We start from the raw sequence: 14,737 nt of genomic DNA, 5'->3' as shown, positions 1-14,737 counted from the left end.
TCTTGTCTCCTGTGATGCTGGCGCCAATTGCCAGCGCCAATTGCCGGCGCCAATTGCCGGCTCCCAACGCGTGAATGGGCCGCGGGGCTCAGTCGCCGGCTTCGCGCAGGATGGCTTGCGCACGCAGCAGCACCGGCTTGTCCACCATCTTGCCGTCCACCGCCACCGCGGCGCCACCGGACGATCCCGCAGCCGCCAGCACCCGCTGCGCCCAGTCCAGCTGGGCCGGTGTGGGCCGGAAGCCGGCGCGCACCGTTGCCACCTGCTTCGGGTGGATGCACAGCTTGGCGCCGAAGCCCAGGCGCTTGGCACGGGCCACGTCGGCGCCCAGGCGTTCGGCGTCATCCAGCGCCGTGGTCACGCCGTCGATCGGCGCGGCCATGCCGGCCAGCCGGCTGGCCAGCACCAGTTCCAGCCGCCAGGGCAGCAGTTCGTCTTCGGTGGCGTCGCGCAGGCCCAAGTCCACCTGCAGGTCGATGCTGCCGAAGGCCAGGCGCTGCACGCCGGCTGTGGCGGCGATGGTGCGCACCTGGGCCAGGCCCGCGGCGCTCTCGATCAGTGCGATGACGGGCAGGCCGGCGCGCGTGGCGGTGACGCGGGCGATGGCAGCGGGCGATTCGCTCTTGGGCAACATCACCGCAGCCACGCCGGCATGGCGGGCCAGTGCCAGGTCGGCCGCGAACCAGGGCGTGTCAGCGCCATTGCAGCGCAGCACCACGCCGGGTGCATCGCCGGGGCGCGCGGCCAGCCAGGCGTCCAGCGCGGCGCGGGCCGTGTCCTTGGCGGCGGGCGACACGGCGTCTTCCAGGTCGACGATCACCGCATCGGCGCCGCTGGCCAGGGCCTTGTCGAAGCGCTCGGGCCGGTCGCCCGGCACGAACAGGAAGCTGATCGCCTCAGCGGTGTTCGCCATCGCCATGATCAGACTGCGGCGGGCAACAGGCGGCCCACCACCGGCACATCGGCCATGGCCCACATCGTCGCGATCAGCGCGCGCATCTCGGCCTCGTCGGCACCGCCGCGGTAGGCCGCGAGGCGGATCGCCTTGCCTTCCAGCTCAGACCGGCTGAGCGTGTTGCCGGGGTCGCCCTTGGGTTCGTCGACGCGGCCTTCCAGCCGCCGGCCGTCGGTGGTGCTGACCACCACCTTGCCGATCCAGCGCGCCGGGTAGGCAGTGTCCACCTCGGCATCCAGCGTCATGCTGACGCGGTTGCAGAAGGCCACGGTGGCCGGATCGCGGTAGTGCGCGTCGAACTCGCCCAGGCCCGCATAGCCGTGGATGGCGGCCAGCGCCAGCACCGTGCCCATCGAGAATTTGCTCTGGTGCACCGTCTGTGGATCGACCACCGGGCCCAGCACGTCGATGGCGCCCTGGTGCACAAGCGTTTCCACACGCGCGATGTCGTCGGGCTTCAAGCCATGCGCCGTCATCACCGCCAGCAGCGCATCGGCCGCCGGGTGCGTGTGGCGGCACGAGGCGTGGTACTTGAACGAGGTTTCGGCCGTGGCCCAGCGCGTGCCCAGGCCGTCGGTCAGGCGTGCCGGATCGCTGTCGCTGCTCATGCCGGCGGCCATGCCCTGCGCGCCATCCAGGATGCGCTGCGCGCCGGTGAAGCCATCGGCCGCCAAGTAGGCTGCGGCCAGGCCGGTGTGCGCGGCGTGGGCGGTGTGCAGCTGCTTGCTGTCGGCGGCGGTGCGCAGAAACTCCCACAGCCCGGCCGCCTGCGTGCCGGCCGAGCCGAGTGCATGGCCCATCTGCTCGGGCGTCAGCCGCAGCAGGTGGCCCACGGCCGCCGCAGCGGCCAGCGAGCCGGCCGTGCCGGTGGTGTGGAAGATGCGGTAGTGCGAGCGGCCCAGGAACTCACCCACGCGGATGCCCACTTCATAACCTGCGATGCTGGCGGCCAGCAGATCGGCGCCCGAGCGGCCCAGCGCCTGGGCCACGGCCAGCGCGGGCGGGAACACCACCGCCGCCGGGTGGAACACCGAGCCGTTGTGCACGTCGTCCTGCTCGGCCACGTGCGAGGCGGCGGCGTTGATGGCGGCCGCGGCCAACGGACTGGTGCCGCTGCGGTGGATCAGCACTTCCGACGGGCCGGTGGCCGGGCTTTGTGATTGCCAGAACTTCGCGATGCTTTCCACCGGCCGCGAGCCCTTGCCGGCCAGCGTGGAGCCGGCCCAGTCGAGCATCAGGTCTTCGGTGCGGCGCACCACGGGTGCCGGCACATCCGACAGGCGCAGCGTGGCGGCGAAGGTGGCCAGTTGCTGGCCGGGATGTTGGCCGGGATGTTGGCCGGGGTGGGAGGCGCTCATCGTTGGCTTGCCTTTCGTGTTCTCGTGTTCGCGTGGTGGTCCGCGGGCCAGGGCCCATCAGGGCTCAGACCGTGCCGGCCGCGCGCATCGCGGCAATCGCTTCGGCGGTGTAGCCCAGGCCCTGCAGCACGCTGTCGGTGTGCTGGCCCAGCGCCGGCACGGCGTCCATGCGGGCGGTGGTGCAGCCGGGCGGCAGCAGCGCGGGCACCGGGCCGGCGGGCGTGTCCACGCTGGCCCAGCGCTGGCGCGCCTTCAGCTGCGGGTGCGCCCACAGGTCGGCCATGGTGTTGACCTGGGCGTTGGCGATGCCGGCCTCATCCAGCCGGCTCACCACCTGCTCGGCCGTCAGGCTGGCAAAGGCGTGCACGATCAGCGCTTTCAGTTCCACCCGCGCGGCCGAGCGGCGGGCTGTGGTGTTGAAGCGTTCGTCGGCCGCCAGCGCCGCGTCGCCCAGCACCTTTTGACAGAATACCTGCCACTCGCGGTCGTTCTGCAGGCCCAGCATCACGGTCTTGCCGTCGCCGGTAGGGAACGGGCCGTAGGGGTAGATGGTGGCGTGGGCGGCGCCGGCACGCGGCGGCGGCGGTGCGCCGTCCCAGGCGTAGTACAGCGGGTAGCTCATCCACTCGCCCATGGCTTCGAGCATCGACACATCCAGGTGCTTGCCGCGCCCGGTGCGACCACGCTCGATCAGCGCGTTCAGGATGCCGGTGTAGGCGTACATGCCGGCGGCGATGTCAGCGATCGAGCAGCCGGCCTTGGCCGGCTCGTCCGGCGTGCCGGTGATCGACAGAAAGCCCGACTCGCTCTGGATCAGCAGGTCGTACGCTTTCTTGTCGCGATAGGGTCCGTCCTCGCCATAGCCCGAGATGTCGCAGACGATGAGCTTGGGATAGCGATCCTTCAGCGCGTCGAAGCCCAGGCCCATGCGCGCCGCGGCGCCGGGCGCCAGGTTCTGCACCAGCACATCGGCGCCCGCCAGCAGCTTGTGCAGCACCTCGTCGGCCACGGGAGCCTTCAGGTCCAGCGACAGGCTTTCCTTGCTGCGGTTGGTCCAGACGAAGTGCGAGGCCAGGCCCTTGACGCGCTCGTCGTAGCCTCGCGCGAAGTCGCCCACGCCGGGGCGCTCGATCTTGATCACGCGCGCGCCCTGGTCGGCCAGTTGGCGGGTGCAGAACGGCGCGGCGATCGCGTGTTCCAGCGTGACGACGGTGATGCCTTCCAACGGCAGCATGGTCAGAAGCTCCGGGGCAGGCCGAGGACGTGTTCCGCGACGTAGCTGAAGATCATGTTGGTGCTGATCGGCGCCACCTGGTACAGCCGCGTCTCGCGGAACTTGCGCTCCACGTCGTATTCGCAGGCAAAGCCGAAGCCGCCATGCGTCTGGATGCAGGCATTGGCCGCTTCCCAACTGGCCTTGGCCGCCAGGTACTTGGCCATGTTGGCGGCCGCGCCGGCGTTCTGGTGCGCGTCGATCTGCGCGCAGGCCTTCCAGCGCATCAGGTTGGCGGCCTCCAGCTCGATGAAGGCATCGGCGATCGGGAACTGCACGCCCTGGTTCTGGCCGATCGGCCGACCGAACACCACGCGCTCCTTGGCGTACTTGGCGGCGCGGTCGATGAACCAGTAGCCGTCGCCGATGCACTCGGCGGCGATCAGCGTGCGCTCCGCGTTCAGGCCGTCGAGCAGGGTCTTGAAGCCCTTGCCCTCGGGGCCGAGCAGCGCGTCTTCGGGCAGTTCCAGGTTGTCGAAGAACAGTTCGTTGGTCTCGTGGTTGACCATGTTGGGGATCGGCCGCACGGTCAGGCCGTGGCCGATGGCCTGCTTCAGGTCGACGATGAAGCAGCTCAGGCCTTCGGAGCGCTTGGTCACCTGGTCCAGCGGCGTGGTGCGCGCCAGCAGGATCATCAGGTCACTGTGCTGGATGCGCGAGATCCACACCTTCTGGCCATTGACCACCCAGCGGCCGTCCTTCTTGACGGCCATGGTCTTGAGCTTGGTGGTGTCGCTGCCGGTGGTGGGCTCGGTCACGCCCATGCTCTGCAGGCGCAGTTCTCCCGCGGCGATCTTGGGCAGGTACTGGCGCTTCTGCGCCTCGCTGCCGCTGCGCACCACGGCGTTCATCACATACATCTGGCCGTGGCAGGCGCCGGAGTTGCCGCCCGAGCGGTTGATCTCTTCCATGATCACCGAGGCCTCGGCCATGCCCAGGCCGGAGCCGCCGTACTCCTGCGGGATCAGCGCGGCCATCCAGCCGGCCTTGGTGAGCGCGTCGACAAAGGCCTCGGGGTAGCCGCGCTCGGCGTCGATCTTGCGGTGGTATTCGTCGGGGAACTCGGCGCACAGCGCGCGCACGGCGTCGCGGATCTCGGGGAAGTCGGTGTCGGGGGAGGTGGACATGAGGTTGCAGACGGAAGCGAAAGAGGAGTCAAGCCAATTCGGCGGTGGCGCGCATGGCCAAGTGGCCTTCGTGGTTGCGCGCCCACAGGCTGTAGCGGTGATCGCCGGGCTCGCCTTCCGGCTTGCCGCAGACGGTGAACGGGTGGATGTCGAACAGCGGCTTCATCGCGGTGAACGCGAAGCGCTTGACGCGGGCCTCGGGCTGCTGGCGGCGCAGCAGGTCGAGCAGCAGCGTGGCGATCAGCGGGCCGTGCACGATCAGGCCGGGGTAGCCCTCCACCTGGGTGACGTAGGGCTGGTCGTAGTGGATGCGGTGGCCGTTGAAGGTGAGCGCAGAGTAGCGGAACAGCAGCACCGGGTCGGGCGTGATGCCGCGCGAGAAGACCTCGTCGGTGGGCGCCATCTGGGGTGGCGGCGTGGGCGCGCCCGGCGCCGGCGCCTCCCGGTAGACGATGTCGTGCTCCTCGCTGAGCGCCAGGCCCTGGGCATTCGTCACCTCGTGCCGCACGGTCACGAACACCAGCGTGCCGCTGCGGCCGGTCTTGGTCTCGACGTTGAGGATGCGCGACTGCCGCGTGACCTCGTCGCCCACGCGCAGCGGGTGGTGAAACTCGAGCCGGCCGCCGGCCCACATGCGGCGCGGCAGCGGCACCGGGGGCAGAAAGCCGCCTCGCTTCGGATGGCCGTCGTCGCCGATCTCGGACTGGCGCGCCATCGGCAGAAAGTACAGCCAGTGCCACAGCGGCGGCACGGCGCAGCCGGGCTGCGGTTCGGGGTCGGGCCGGTCGAGGGTGGCCGCCAACGCGGCCAGCGGCGCGGCGGTGATCCAGTCGCCGCGCTGTTCGGCGCGGCCGATCCAGTCTTTCAGGTGCGACAGGTCGGTGGGATCGGGTGATGTCATGCGGGGCGGCAGCGCCCACGCGGGCGCTGCTCTCAGGGGTTTCCGAGGTGCCCGAGCATGACCGCAGCGCCCGCTGCGCGCCATTCGTAATGCGGGAAGCGCGCCTTTTGCGGGCCTTAACGCGCAGCGCCGGGCCGCCGCCGCAGCCGCCAGCCCAGCGCCGTGACACCCAGCGCCCACAAGGCGGCAGTGCCGGGTTCGGGCACCGGCGTCAGCAGTGCGGCGTCCACCGGCGTGCGGCCCCAGCCGGCCAGATCGCCATAGACCTCGGTCACGCCGTCCAGCACCGTCCAGCGCGCGCTGGCCGTGGCGCTGGCACGTCCGCTGCCGGCGGTGCGCAGCGCCATCATGTAACCCCCGTAGGTGCTGCAGGGCACCCAGGCGAACATGGGATCCATGCTGGCGGTCTCCAGGCAATTGGCAGTCCTGTCGCCCCCGACCGGGTAGCGCTGCAGCGTCCCGTGGCTCGGCTGCAAGGTGATCGAGCGGCTGAAGGCGCCCACCGTGTCGATCTGCAGCGACTGCGTGGACCAGGTCTCCGGCAATCGGTAGTCATGGAACACGCTCACGTCCAGCCAGACGGTGGGCATGAACGGGCTTGGGTCGGGCCCGGTGGCCGCCAGCGGGCCGATCTCGCCTTGCAGGTCGATCGTCAGCGACAGCGGCGCGGTGCCCGTGTTCACCTCCTCGGCCAGCGCGCGGCTCATCGCCACGCCAAAACCGCCGCGCATCTCGGCCGTCGCCGTCCCCCGGGTCCACACCCATTCCTGGCTGAACGGATTGGGCCAGATCCGCGTCTGGCTGACAGCGCTGCCGTTGCTGCGCACCTGCAGCAGGCCGGCGCTGGCACTGGCCAGCGCCCAGGCCTCGCTGGCGAGCGACTGGTCGGCCTGGGTCTGGAATCGCGCCGTGGTCTGGCCCTGCATGCCGGCGGCCAGGCCGCTGCCCGGCCGCTGGGTGGGGATCCAGTCCATCACTCCGGCGTAGTCGCCGTTCACCGCCACCCGACCGTCCGGGCCCAGCAGCCAGCCGTTTCCGGTGATGGGCCCGCTGGTCGGGCCGTGGTTGTCGTAGATGTCCGCGCCCACCCAGGCGCTCACACGCTGGTAGTACGGTCCATCAGGGTCGGTGTCCACCGCCGCGGTGGCGGGCAAGGCCAGGTGCAGCAGCAGCGCGGCGGTCAGGGCGGACGGGTGGCGGGCAACGGACAACGTGTGCATGGCGGCAGGCGGGTCAGGTGTTGGCAATGGGTGACGGGCCCCGCCGCACCGTGGCGTGCGGCCCGGCAGAACCTTAGCAGCGCCGCGCAACGTCCAGCGTGGCGGGCCGGCCGCCCGGCTCCCCAGCTTGAGGGGGGGTGGCTGCGGGGGCCAGGCGTTGGCAGATGGCCTGGCAGGTGGCCTGGCAGATGGCCTGGCAGGTGTTGGCCATGCCGTGCGGCGGAATCCACCTGTCACGTCAGTGACGCGGCGTGGCGTTGTCGCCGAATGCGCCATCATCGTAAACACCAGGTTCGGGATAGCAGAAGACACAGCCGTGGCGCAGCGGCATAGACTGCCCTCGCCCCGCCCGCGGAGGAGACGCCATCACACAAGAACACGCGTTGGGCAGCACGAGCAACGTGCCACCGCACAGGCCGGGACTTTCGTCGCCCCCTGACACAGGAGAAGTCCACATGAAGACCTGGAAGAAGATCGCGGCGGGTGCCGCGCTCGCCGCAACGTTCATCGCCCCCGTGGCCGCGCAACAGCTGTACGTGTTCACGTCCGGCTCGATGGGCGGCTTCCCCAAGGCCGCGCTGCAGGCCGGTGGCCAAGGCAACATCGACTGGGCCCCGGTGTCCTTCTACGTGCTCAAGCACCCGAAGGGCAACGTGATGTTCGACTGCGGCAACAACGACAAGACGATCGCCGATGCCGACGCCTGGTGGGGCCCGCTGGCCAAGGGCTTCGGCCTGAAGATGACCAAGGACGACGCGATCCCGGCCCAGCTGGCCAAGATCGGCCTGACCATCAACGACATCAAGTACCTGGTGGTGGGCCACCTGCACCTGGACCACGGCGGCAACGTCGGCCAGTTCACCAAGTCCACCATCGTGGTGCAGGACGACGAGGTGAAGAACGCCCTGGCGCCCGAGGAACCCGGCGCGCTGTACTACATCAAGGGTGACTTCGACAACTTCCGCAGCCTGAACGTCATGCGCATCAAGGGCGACCTGGACCTGTTCGGCGACGGCAGCTTCCGCATCTTCGCGGCGCGCGGCCACACGCCGGGCAGCCAGTTCGCGGTGGCGCGCCTGCCCAAGACCGGCTCGGTGATCCTGACCAGCGACGTGGTGTACCTGAAGGAAAGCCTGGACAAGAACCTGATCCCGCCGGTGCCGGGCGTCAGCCACCCGGTGGACGCGCTCAAGTCGTACCAGAAGATCCGCCACATCCGCGACACCGAGAACGCCAAGATCTTCTACGGCCACGACCCCGAGATCTTCAAGGCCACCAAGAAGGCGCCCGAGTTCTACGACTGATGACCCAGGTGCCGGCCGTCCGGTCGGCCTGAACCGAACCCGAAGGGGCGGCCTGCGCAGGCGGCCGCCCCTTCGTGCGATGCAGTATCCCGTCGCCGCTGATGTCCGCTGTTACGCCTGCCATCCCCTCCCCTGCTGCCGCGGCCCAAGCCGTCCCCCGCCTGAGCGACGAAGTCGCCGTGCGTGCGACGGGTGTGTCCAAGCACTACGGCCCGGTGCGCGCGCTCGATGCGCTGTCGCTGGAGATCCGCCGCGGCGAGATCTTCTGCCTGCTGGGCCCCAACGGCTCGGGCAAGACCACCTTCATCCGCCTGCTGTCGGGCTTTCTCACGCCCACGGCCGGCAGCATCACCGTGGCCGGCCATGACGTGGTGGCCGAGCCCATGGCCGCGCGCCGCGCCATCGGCTATGCGCCCGAGCCCGCGCCGCTGTACCGCCACATGCGCGTGGGCGAGTTCCTGCGCTTCATGGCGCGGCTGCGCCAGGTGCCCGGCCGCGAGGTGGACGCCGCCGTGGCCCGCGTGGCCGACCAGCTGGACCTGGCGCACAAGCTGGATGCCCCGGTGCCCACGCTCTCACGCGGCTACCGCCAGCGCGTGGCGCTGGCCCAGGCCCTGGTGCACCAGCCCGCGCTGCTGATCCTCGACGAACCCAGCAACGGGCTCGACCCGCGCCAGATCATCGAGATGCGCCACCTGATCCGCTCATTGGCCGGCCACTACACGGTGCTGATGAGCTCGCACATCCTGTCCGAGGTGGCCAAGACCGCCGACCGCGTGGCCGTGCTGCTGGAAGGCAAGCTGCGCGGCGAGCGCGTGATCCAGGCCGGTGACGACCTGGAAGACTGGTTTCTCAGCCTGTCATGAATCCTTCGCTCAATGCTTTTGGCGCCTTGCTGCGCAAAGAGTTCGGCGCCGCGCTGATGTCACCCATCGCCTATGTGGTGGGCGCGGTGTTCCTGCTGGTGCTGGGCTACACCTTCGCGCTCACCTTGTTCGCCACCAAGGTGGCCAACCTCAACTACATCTTTCACCAGATGTACGTGCTGTCGATCCTGATCACGCCGGTGCTGACGATGCGCGCCTTTGCCGAGGAGCGCCGCAACGACACGCTGGAGTTGCTGCTCACCGCGCCGGTGGGCGAGGTGTGGATCGTGCTGGCCAAGTTCCTGGCCACCTACGCGGTGATGCTGGCCATCTACGCACTGGCCGGCGTGTACGCGCTGGTGCTGGCCTGGGTGGGTGATCCCGACTGGGGCCCGATCCTCGTCGGCTACGGCGCCATGGCGCTGCTGGCCGCGCTGCTGGTGGCGGTGGGCGTGCTGGCGTCCAGCCTCACCGAGAACCAGGTGATCGCCGCGGCCCTGAGCCTGGGCACCTTCCTGATGCTGTGGTTTGCCGACAGCATCGCGCCAATGCTGCCCTCGGGCCTGGAATCGCTGGCGTTGAACCTGTCGCTGATCGGCCACTTCAAGCCGCTGGCCACCGGCAGCGTGTTCGTCAGCGACGCGATGTACTTCATCACCGCGGCCCTGGCCGCGCTGTGGCTGGCCGCGCGGCGGCTGGCCGACCGCTGAAGGGGCGCGGGCATGGGCATCGTCTGGGCCTTGGGTGTGCTGGCCGCGCTGGTCGTGCTGTTTGCCGCCGGCCTGCGCGCGCCGCTGGGTCGCGGGCGTGGCCGCATCGTCGTGCGCGCCATCGGCGTGGTGGCGGCACTGGGCGCGGTGCTGGCGGCCAATGTCATCGTGTTCCGGCACGACCAGCATTTCGACGTCACGCACGAGCAGGCCTTCACCCCGGCGCCCGAGACCCGCGCCGTGCTGGAGCAACTGACGCAGGACGTGGAACTGGTCTACTTCTACCAGGCGCAGAACCCCGCCGCGCGCGCCGCCAAGACCATGGTGGAGATCATGGGCCGCGAGTACCCGCGGCTGAAGGTGCGCACGGTCGATCCCGACCAGACCCCCGCGCTGGCCAACCGCTACGGCGTGCGCATGTACAACGCCGCGCTGCTGATGGCCGGCGGCCAGCGCATCGAGGTGGCCACCACCGAAGACCGCGAGATCGCGCTCGGCATCCTGCGCCTGCTGCGGCGTGATCCGCGGCCGGTGTGCTTCCTCACCGGGCATGGCGAGTACGACCCCGAGAACTTCGAGTTCCACACCCACTTCGAGGGCAGCCAGGGCCACAACCACGATGCCGGCGGCATGACGGTGGTGAACATGCAGCAGCACGGTATCGGCCGCCTGCGCCGCGCGCTCGACAAGCTGGGCTATGCCATCCGCAAGGTGGGTCTGGCCACCGGGGGCGCCGTGCCGGCCGATTGCGCGGCGCTGATCCTGGCCAATCCGCGCACGCCCTTCGCGCCGCCCGAGGTGGACCTGCTGGGCCGGTACCTGCAGGGCGGCGGCAACCTGCTGGCCCTGCTGGAGCCCGACTACGCCGTGAGTGCCGAGTTGCAGACGCTGCTGGGCCGGGCCGGCGTGAGCGTCGGCGACGGCGTGATCGTCGACCCGCTGAGCCACTACTTCACCGACGAGCAGATGGTGGCGGTGGAGAAGTACGCCGCGCACCCGGCCAGCGTGGGCCTGGCGCTGAGCTTCTTTCCCGGTGCGCGGCCGCTGCAGGCGGTGGCGGCACCGGGCGTGAAGACCACGGTGCTGTTCTCCACCAGCGCCCAGGCCACGGTGGTGGCGCAGGCACAAAGCCAGCGCGCGGCCGATGGCGGAGGCCCGGCGGCCGTGCGGCCGCTGGCCATCGCGGCCGAAGGCACGCTGCCGGGGGGCGCCAGGCCGTTCCGCCTGGCCGTGGTGGGCGATGCCGACTTCGCCAGCAACTCCTTCTACCCCTTCCTGGCCAATGCCGATCTGGCGCTGGGCCTCACCGCCTGGCTGCGTGGCGAGCCGCGCGGCGTGGCCATGAAGCCGCCGGTGGAGGTGATCCCGCTGGTGACCATGACCAACCAGCAGATGCAGCTGATCTTCGTGCTGTGCGTGATCGGTGTGCCGGGCCTGTGCGCCCTGGCCGGGGCCTGGGTGTGGTGGCGCCGCCGGTTCTGAGCGCCTGGCGCCAGCGTCTGGCCGGTCGAGGCTGGCGCACCTGGCTGGCCAGCCATGGCTGGCTGGGGGTGGCCGTGCTGGTGGGCGGCGGCCTGGCCGTCACCGCGCTGATGAGTCCGGATCGTCAGCAACAGTTGCAGGAGCACGTGGCCTCGGGCCCGCTGCGCGACGTGGCCGAGGCCCAGGTACTGCGCGTGGACTTGCAGCAGGGTGATCGCCAATGGCAGGCCCTGCGCACCGCAGGCGGCTGGACGCTGAACGCGCCTGGTGCCGCAACGGCCACGGCGCCGCAGGCACTCAGCGCCCAACTGGACGGCGCCGTGCGCCTGCTGCGCAATGCCGCCATCGAGCGCGAACTGCCGGCCGAGGCGCCCGAGTACGGCCTCGCCGCACCGCAGGCGCTGCAGGTGCGCGTGTTCACGCGCGCCGATGCCGCTGCGGCGCCCGACTTCACTTTCACCTTCGGCGGCGCCAACCCGGTGGCGCTGGCCCGCTACACGCGGCTGCAGGTGGCGGGCGGCGCCGCCTCGGCACCCGCCGCCCAGGTGGTGCTGCTGCCCAGCTACGTGGCCGAGGCCTGGGAGCAGGCCGTGGGCCTGCGCTGACCCCATGCCGGCCGCTGCGCTGCGCTGTGTGCTCCGGGCCCTGCGGGCCGGCCTGGTCGCCAGTCTGATCGCCGGCCTGGTGGGCGCGGCCGGCCTGACCTGGCACCTGCCCGCCCAGGCCCATGCCACCGCCACCGGCCTGGCCAGCATCGATGCCGGCACCGACTCGCCGCACTGGCGCCTGACCATCACACCCAGCGAACTGGGCGCGCCCGCCGCCGACATCGCCCCCGCCGCCCAGGGCCACCAGGCGGCCGCCCAGCGCGTGGCCGGCTGGCTGGCCGCCCATGTGGCCCTGGCCGTGGACGACCAGCCCTGCCGCATCAAGCGCACGCGCATCCAGGGCTCGCCGGCGGGCGATGAGCGGCTGGCCCTGCTGCTGGATTTCAGCTGCCCGGCCACGCCCGGCACGCTGACCGTCACCGACCGGCTGAGCGCCGTTTTCGGCGAGCACTACCGCACCATCGCCAGCGTGCGCCGCGCCGATGGCTCGCACGAGGAGCTCGTGCTCGACCGCGAGCATCCCGAGGCCCGCTTTGCGCTGGGACGCAGCGCGCCCGAGGGCTGGTGGGGCTTCGGCCGCCTGGGCGTGGCCCACATCCTCAGCGGGGCCGATCACCTGCTGTTTCTGGCGGCGCTGCTGGTGGGCAGCCGCAGCCTGCGCGGCCTGCTGCTCACGGTGACCGCCTTCACGCTGGCCCACAGCGCGGCGCTGGCCCTGGCGGTGCTGGGCTGGGTGGATCTGTCGCCACGCATCGTCGAGCCGCTGATCGCAGCGTCCATCGTGGCCGTGGCGCTCGAGAACCTGTGGCTGGCCCGCGCCGGGCCGGCGTCGCCCCCGGCAGCGGGCCGCCGCGCCGCCCTGGCCTTTGCGTTCGGGTTGATCCACGGCCTGGCGTTCTCGGAAGCGCTGCGCGACCTGGGCCTGACCGGCTGGCCGCTGGCGCGGGCACTGCTGGGCTTCAACCTGGGGGTGGAGGCTGGCCAGGCCCTGCTGGTGCTGGTGCTGGCGCCCGCCCTGGCCTGGGCGGCGCGCCGGCCCGCGGCGGCACGCTGGGAGCGTGCCGCGTCGGCCGGCATCGGGGCGGCGGGTGTGGTGTGGCTGGTGCAGCGGCTGGCGGGCTGATCGTGTCGCATACGATCGCGCACCCGTTCGCTGCCACCGCCTTTCGCATGTCCGTGTCGCCTGCCCTCTTCACCACGCCCCCGTCCCTGTTTGCCGGCGCGTGGCGCGCTGCGCTGCTGCTGGGCCTGGCACTGGGCAGCCAGACGGTGCAGGCCAACGACCGCCCGTTCCAGGTGGCCCGCACCGCCGTGATGGAAGACGACGACGAGGTGTTCGGCCTCGACGTCTGGGCGCAGCGCCGCGGTGGCCTGCGCGGCTTCAGCGTGGAGCCCGAATACGCCTTCAGCCCCGCCACCTCGGTGCAGGTGGAACTGACGCGCTGGGTGGACCGTCGCGGCGGGGATCGGTCAGGCCACGAGGCCGAGATCGAGTTCAAGCACTTGTTCAACCACATCGCGCGCGACGGCTGGGGCAGCGGCATCAGCCTGGGCGTGGGCCGCGAGGTGAGCGCCGACGAAGGTGGCCGCAACTCGGCCGTGCTGCGCCTGCCGGTGTCGGTGGCACTGCACCCGCTGATTGGCCGAGGCTCGGGCACCTACCTGCACCTGAACCTGGGCCTGGCTCGCACCCAGGGCGAGCGCCGCCAGTTCACGCAGGCCCTGGCGGCCGAGCACGCGTTCGCGCGCCACGCCACCGCCTTTGTCGAGTGGACGCACCAGGGCGGCGGCCAGCATTACGCCCAGGCCGGCGTGCGCCACTGGCTGAAGCACGAGAAGCTGTCGTTCGACGTGGCCTGGCAGCAGCACCGCGGCGCGGGCGTCGATGGTGCCGACAGGCCGGCGCGGCGCGCATCGGGCCTGATCGTCGGCTTCGGCTGGTACGACCTGTAGCGTCTTGCGACGCGGCCGCAAGCGTAGCCGGCGACCGGGTGCAGCACTCAGGCCCGCGGCTCCAGGATCAGTTGCGTCTGCGTGACCACCGCGCACAGCTTGCCGCTGGCGTTGAACACCGAGGTCTGCCACACCTGGGTGGTGCGGCCGCGGTGCAGGGCCACGCTCTCGCCGCGCACCGTGCTGCCCACCGGCGCGCCGGCGATGAACTTGGTGCTGGAGTCGGTGGTGGTGGTGTGGCGGCCCGGCGGCAGGTTCACCACCGTGCCCACCGCGCCCAGCGTGTCGGCAAAGGCCATGTAGGCGCCGCCGTGCATGATGCCGCCGCTGGTGCACAGATCCGGCCGCACCAGCATCTCGGCCACCACGCGCTCGGGCGATACCTCGGTCAGCCGCACGCCCATCAGGCCGGGGAACAGCGGATCCAGCCGCTGCTGCAAGCTGTCGAGATCGGTCATGGCGCGGGTCTCCGGTGGGGATGACGTGAGTCTGCAGCTTAGGCCGCCGGCACCGGCCTGGGCCTTGGGGTAGACGCGCAGACCGCCGCGGCCGCTCACTCCAGCGCCAGCTTGCCCTCGGTGTGGCGCTTGAAGTTGTCGAGGATGGCCTGCCAGCCGCCGCGCTGCTGTTCCTCGGGGTGGGTGTCCTCGGCGTCGAAGGTGACGGTGACCGTCACGCCATCGGCGCCGGGCGTGAACTCCACCAGGCCGGTGCGCTCGCCAAAGACATAGGCCAGGCGCTGCAGGTGCAGCACCTCGGTGTACTGGCCCGCGAAGTCGAAGCCGAAGGAGCCGTCCTTGGCCTCCATGCGCGAGCTGAACTGGCCGCCCGGCCGCAGATCGACCGTGGCCGCGGTGGTGTGCCAGTCGGGCGAGGCGGTGTTCCACACCACGATGTCGGCGGGCGTGGTGTAGGCCTGCCACACGGTGTGGATCGGTGCGGCGACCAGGGTGGACACGGTGATCTTCATGGCGACTCCG

Annotated in this window: 15 protein-coding genes; 7 read left to right on the top strand and 8 right to left on the bottom strand. The window is 70.9% G+C overall.

Features of this window, described 5'->3' with window-relative positions; genetic code table 11:
• Positions 1-88 precede the first annotated feature (88 nt).
• The 6 genes from AACH10_RS14010 to AACH10_RS13985 all read right to left on the bottom strand — a co-directional run bounded on the left by AACH10_RS14010 (position 89) and on the right by AACH10_RS13985 (position 6,834).
• On the bottom strand, positions 89-913 hold the full coding sequence (locus AACH10_RS14010) for an HpcH/HpaI aldolase/citrate lyase family protein (protein ID WP_341411047.1): 825 nt from the start codon (positions 911-913) through the stop codon (positions 89-91).
• An 8-nt stretch (positions 914-921) separates the two neighbouring features.
• Complete coding sequence (locus AACH10_RS14005; RefSeq protein ID WP_341411046.1) at positions 922-2,313, bottom strand: MmgE/PrpD family protein; 1,392 nt, start codon at positions 2,311-2,313, stop codon at positions 922-924.
• Positions 2,314-2,377: 64 nt separating this feature from the next.
• Positions 2,378-3,547 carry a CaiB/BaiF CoA transferase family protein gene (locus AACH10_RS14000; RefSeq protein WP_341411045.1) on the bottom strand — a complete coding sequence of 390 codons (1,170 nt, stop codon included), beginning with the start codon at positions 3,545-3,547 and terminating at the stop codon, positions 2,378-2,380.
• A 2-nt stretch (positions 3,548-3,549) separates the two neighbouring features.
• Complete coding sequence (locus AACH10_RS13995; protein ID WP_341411044.1) at positions 3,550-4,713, bottom strand: acyl-CoA dehydrogenase family protein; 1,164 nt, start codon at positions 4,711-4,713, stop codon at positions 3,550-3,552.
• Positions 4,714-4,741: 28 nt separating this feature from the next.
• Entirely contained in the window at positions 4,742-5,614 is an 873-nt protein-coding gene (locus AACH10_RS13990; protein ID WP_341411043.1) for an HTD2 family dehydratase, read from the bottom strand.
• A gap of 116 nt (positions 5,615-5,730) precedes the next feature.
• Positions 5,731-6,834: a PEP-CTERM sorting domain-containing protein gene (locus tag AACH10_RS13985; protein ID WP_341411042.1), complete on the bottom strand. Its 1,104-nt coding sequence runs from the start codon at positions 6,832-6,834 to the stop codon at positions 5,731-5,733.
• A gap of 455 nt (positions 6,835-7,289) precedes the next feature.
• On the opposite strand from AACH10_RS13985, the gene AACH10_RS13980 reads away from it, so the two are divergent.
• The 7 genes from AACH10_RS13980 (at position 7,290) to AACH10_RS13950 (ending at position 13,757) form a co-directional block, all read left to right on the top strand.
• Entirely contained in the window at positions 7,290-8,138 is an 849-nt protein-coding gene (locus tag AACH10_RS13980; protein ID WP_341411041.1) for an N-acyl homoserine lactonase family protein, read from the top strand.
• A 179-nt stretch (positions 8,139-8,317) separates the two neighbouring features.
• Positions 8,318-9,004, top strand: a complete 687-nt coding sequence (locus AACH10_RS13975) for an ABC transporter ATP-binding protein (protein ID WP_341411040.1) — start codon at positions 8,318-8,320, stop codon at positions 9,002-9,004.
• A complete protein-coding gene (locus AACH10_RS13970; protein ID WP_341411038.1) occupies positions 9,001-9,714 on the top strand; it encodes an ABC transporter permease in 714 nt (237 codons plus the stop codon). Before AACH10_RS13975 ends, AACH10_RS13970 begins: the two co-directional genes overlap by 4 nt.
• Before the next feature lie 12 nt (positions 9,715-9,726).
• Positions 9,727-11,196, top strand: coding sequence for a GldG family protein (locus AACH10_RS13965; protein WP_341411037.1), 1,470 nt, complete (start codon positions 9,727-9,729; stop codon positions 11,194-11,196).
• Complete coding sequence (locus tag AACH10_RS13960) at positions 11,178-11,801, top strand: hypothetical protein (protein WP_341411036.1); 624 nt, start codon at positions 11,178-11,180, stop codon at positions 11,799-11,801. Before AACH10_RS13965 ends, AACH10_RS13960 begins: the two co-directional genes overlap by 19 nt.
• A gap of 4 nt (positions 11,802-11,805) precedes the next feature.
• Positions 11,806-12,927: a HupE/UreJ family protein gene (locus AACH10_RS13955; RefSeq protein ID WP_341411035.1), complete on the top strand. Its 1,122-nt coding sequence runs from the start codon at positions 11,806-11,808 to the stop codon at positions 12,925-12,927.
• Between the two features lie 47 nt (positions 12,928-12,974).
• Entirely contained in the window at positions 12,975-13,757 is a 783-nt protein-coding gene (locus AACH10_RS13950; protein WP_341411034.1) for a hypothetical protein, read from the top strand.
• 47 nt (positions 13,758-13,804) lie between these two features.
• Here the strand turns inward: AACH10_RS13950 and AACH10_RS13945 are convergent, their stop codons facing one another.
• Positions 13,805-14,215: a PaaI family thioesterase gene (locus AACH10_RS13945; protein WP_341411033.1), complete on the bottom strand. Its 411-nt coding sequence runs from the start codon at positions 14,213-14,215 to the stop codon at positions 13,805-13,807.
• A gap of 95 nt (positions 14,216-14,310) precedes the next feature.
• Complete coding sequence (locus AACH10_RS13940; RefSeq protein WP_341411032.1) at positions 14,311-14,727, bottom strand: SRPBCC family protein; 417 nt, start codon at positions 14,725-14,727, stop codon at positions 14,311-14,313.
• Positions 14,728-14,737: the final 10 nt, after the last annotated feature.

The organism is Pseudaquabacterium inlustre, assembly GCF_038066595.1.
Lineage (GTDB): Bacteria > Pseudomonadota > Gammaproteobacteria > Burkholderiales > Burkholderiaceae_C > Pseudaquabacterium > Pseudaquabacterium inlustre.
This window is presented reverse-complemented; position numbering and strand designations above follow the sequence as displayed.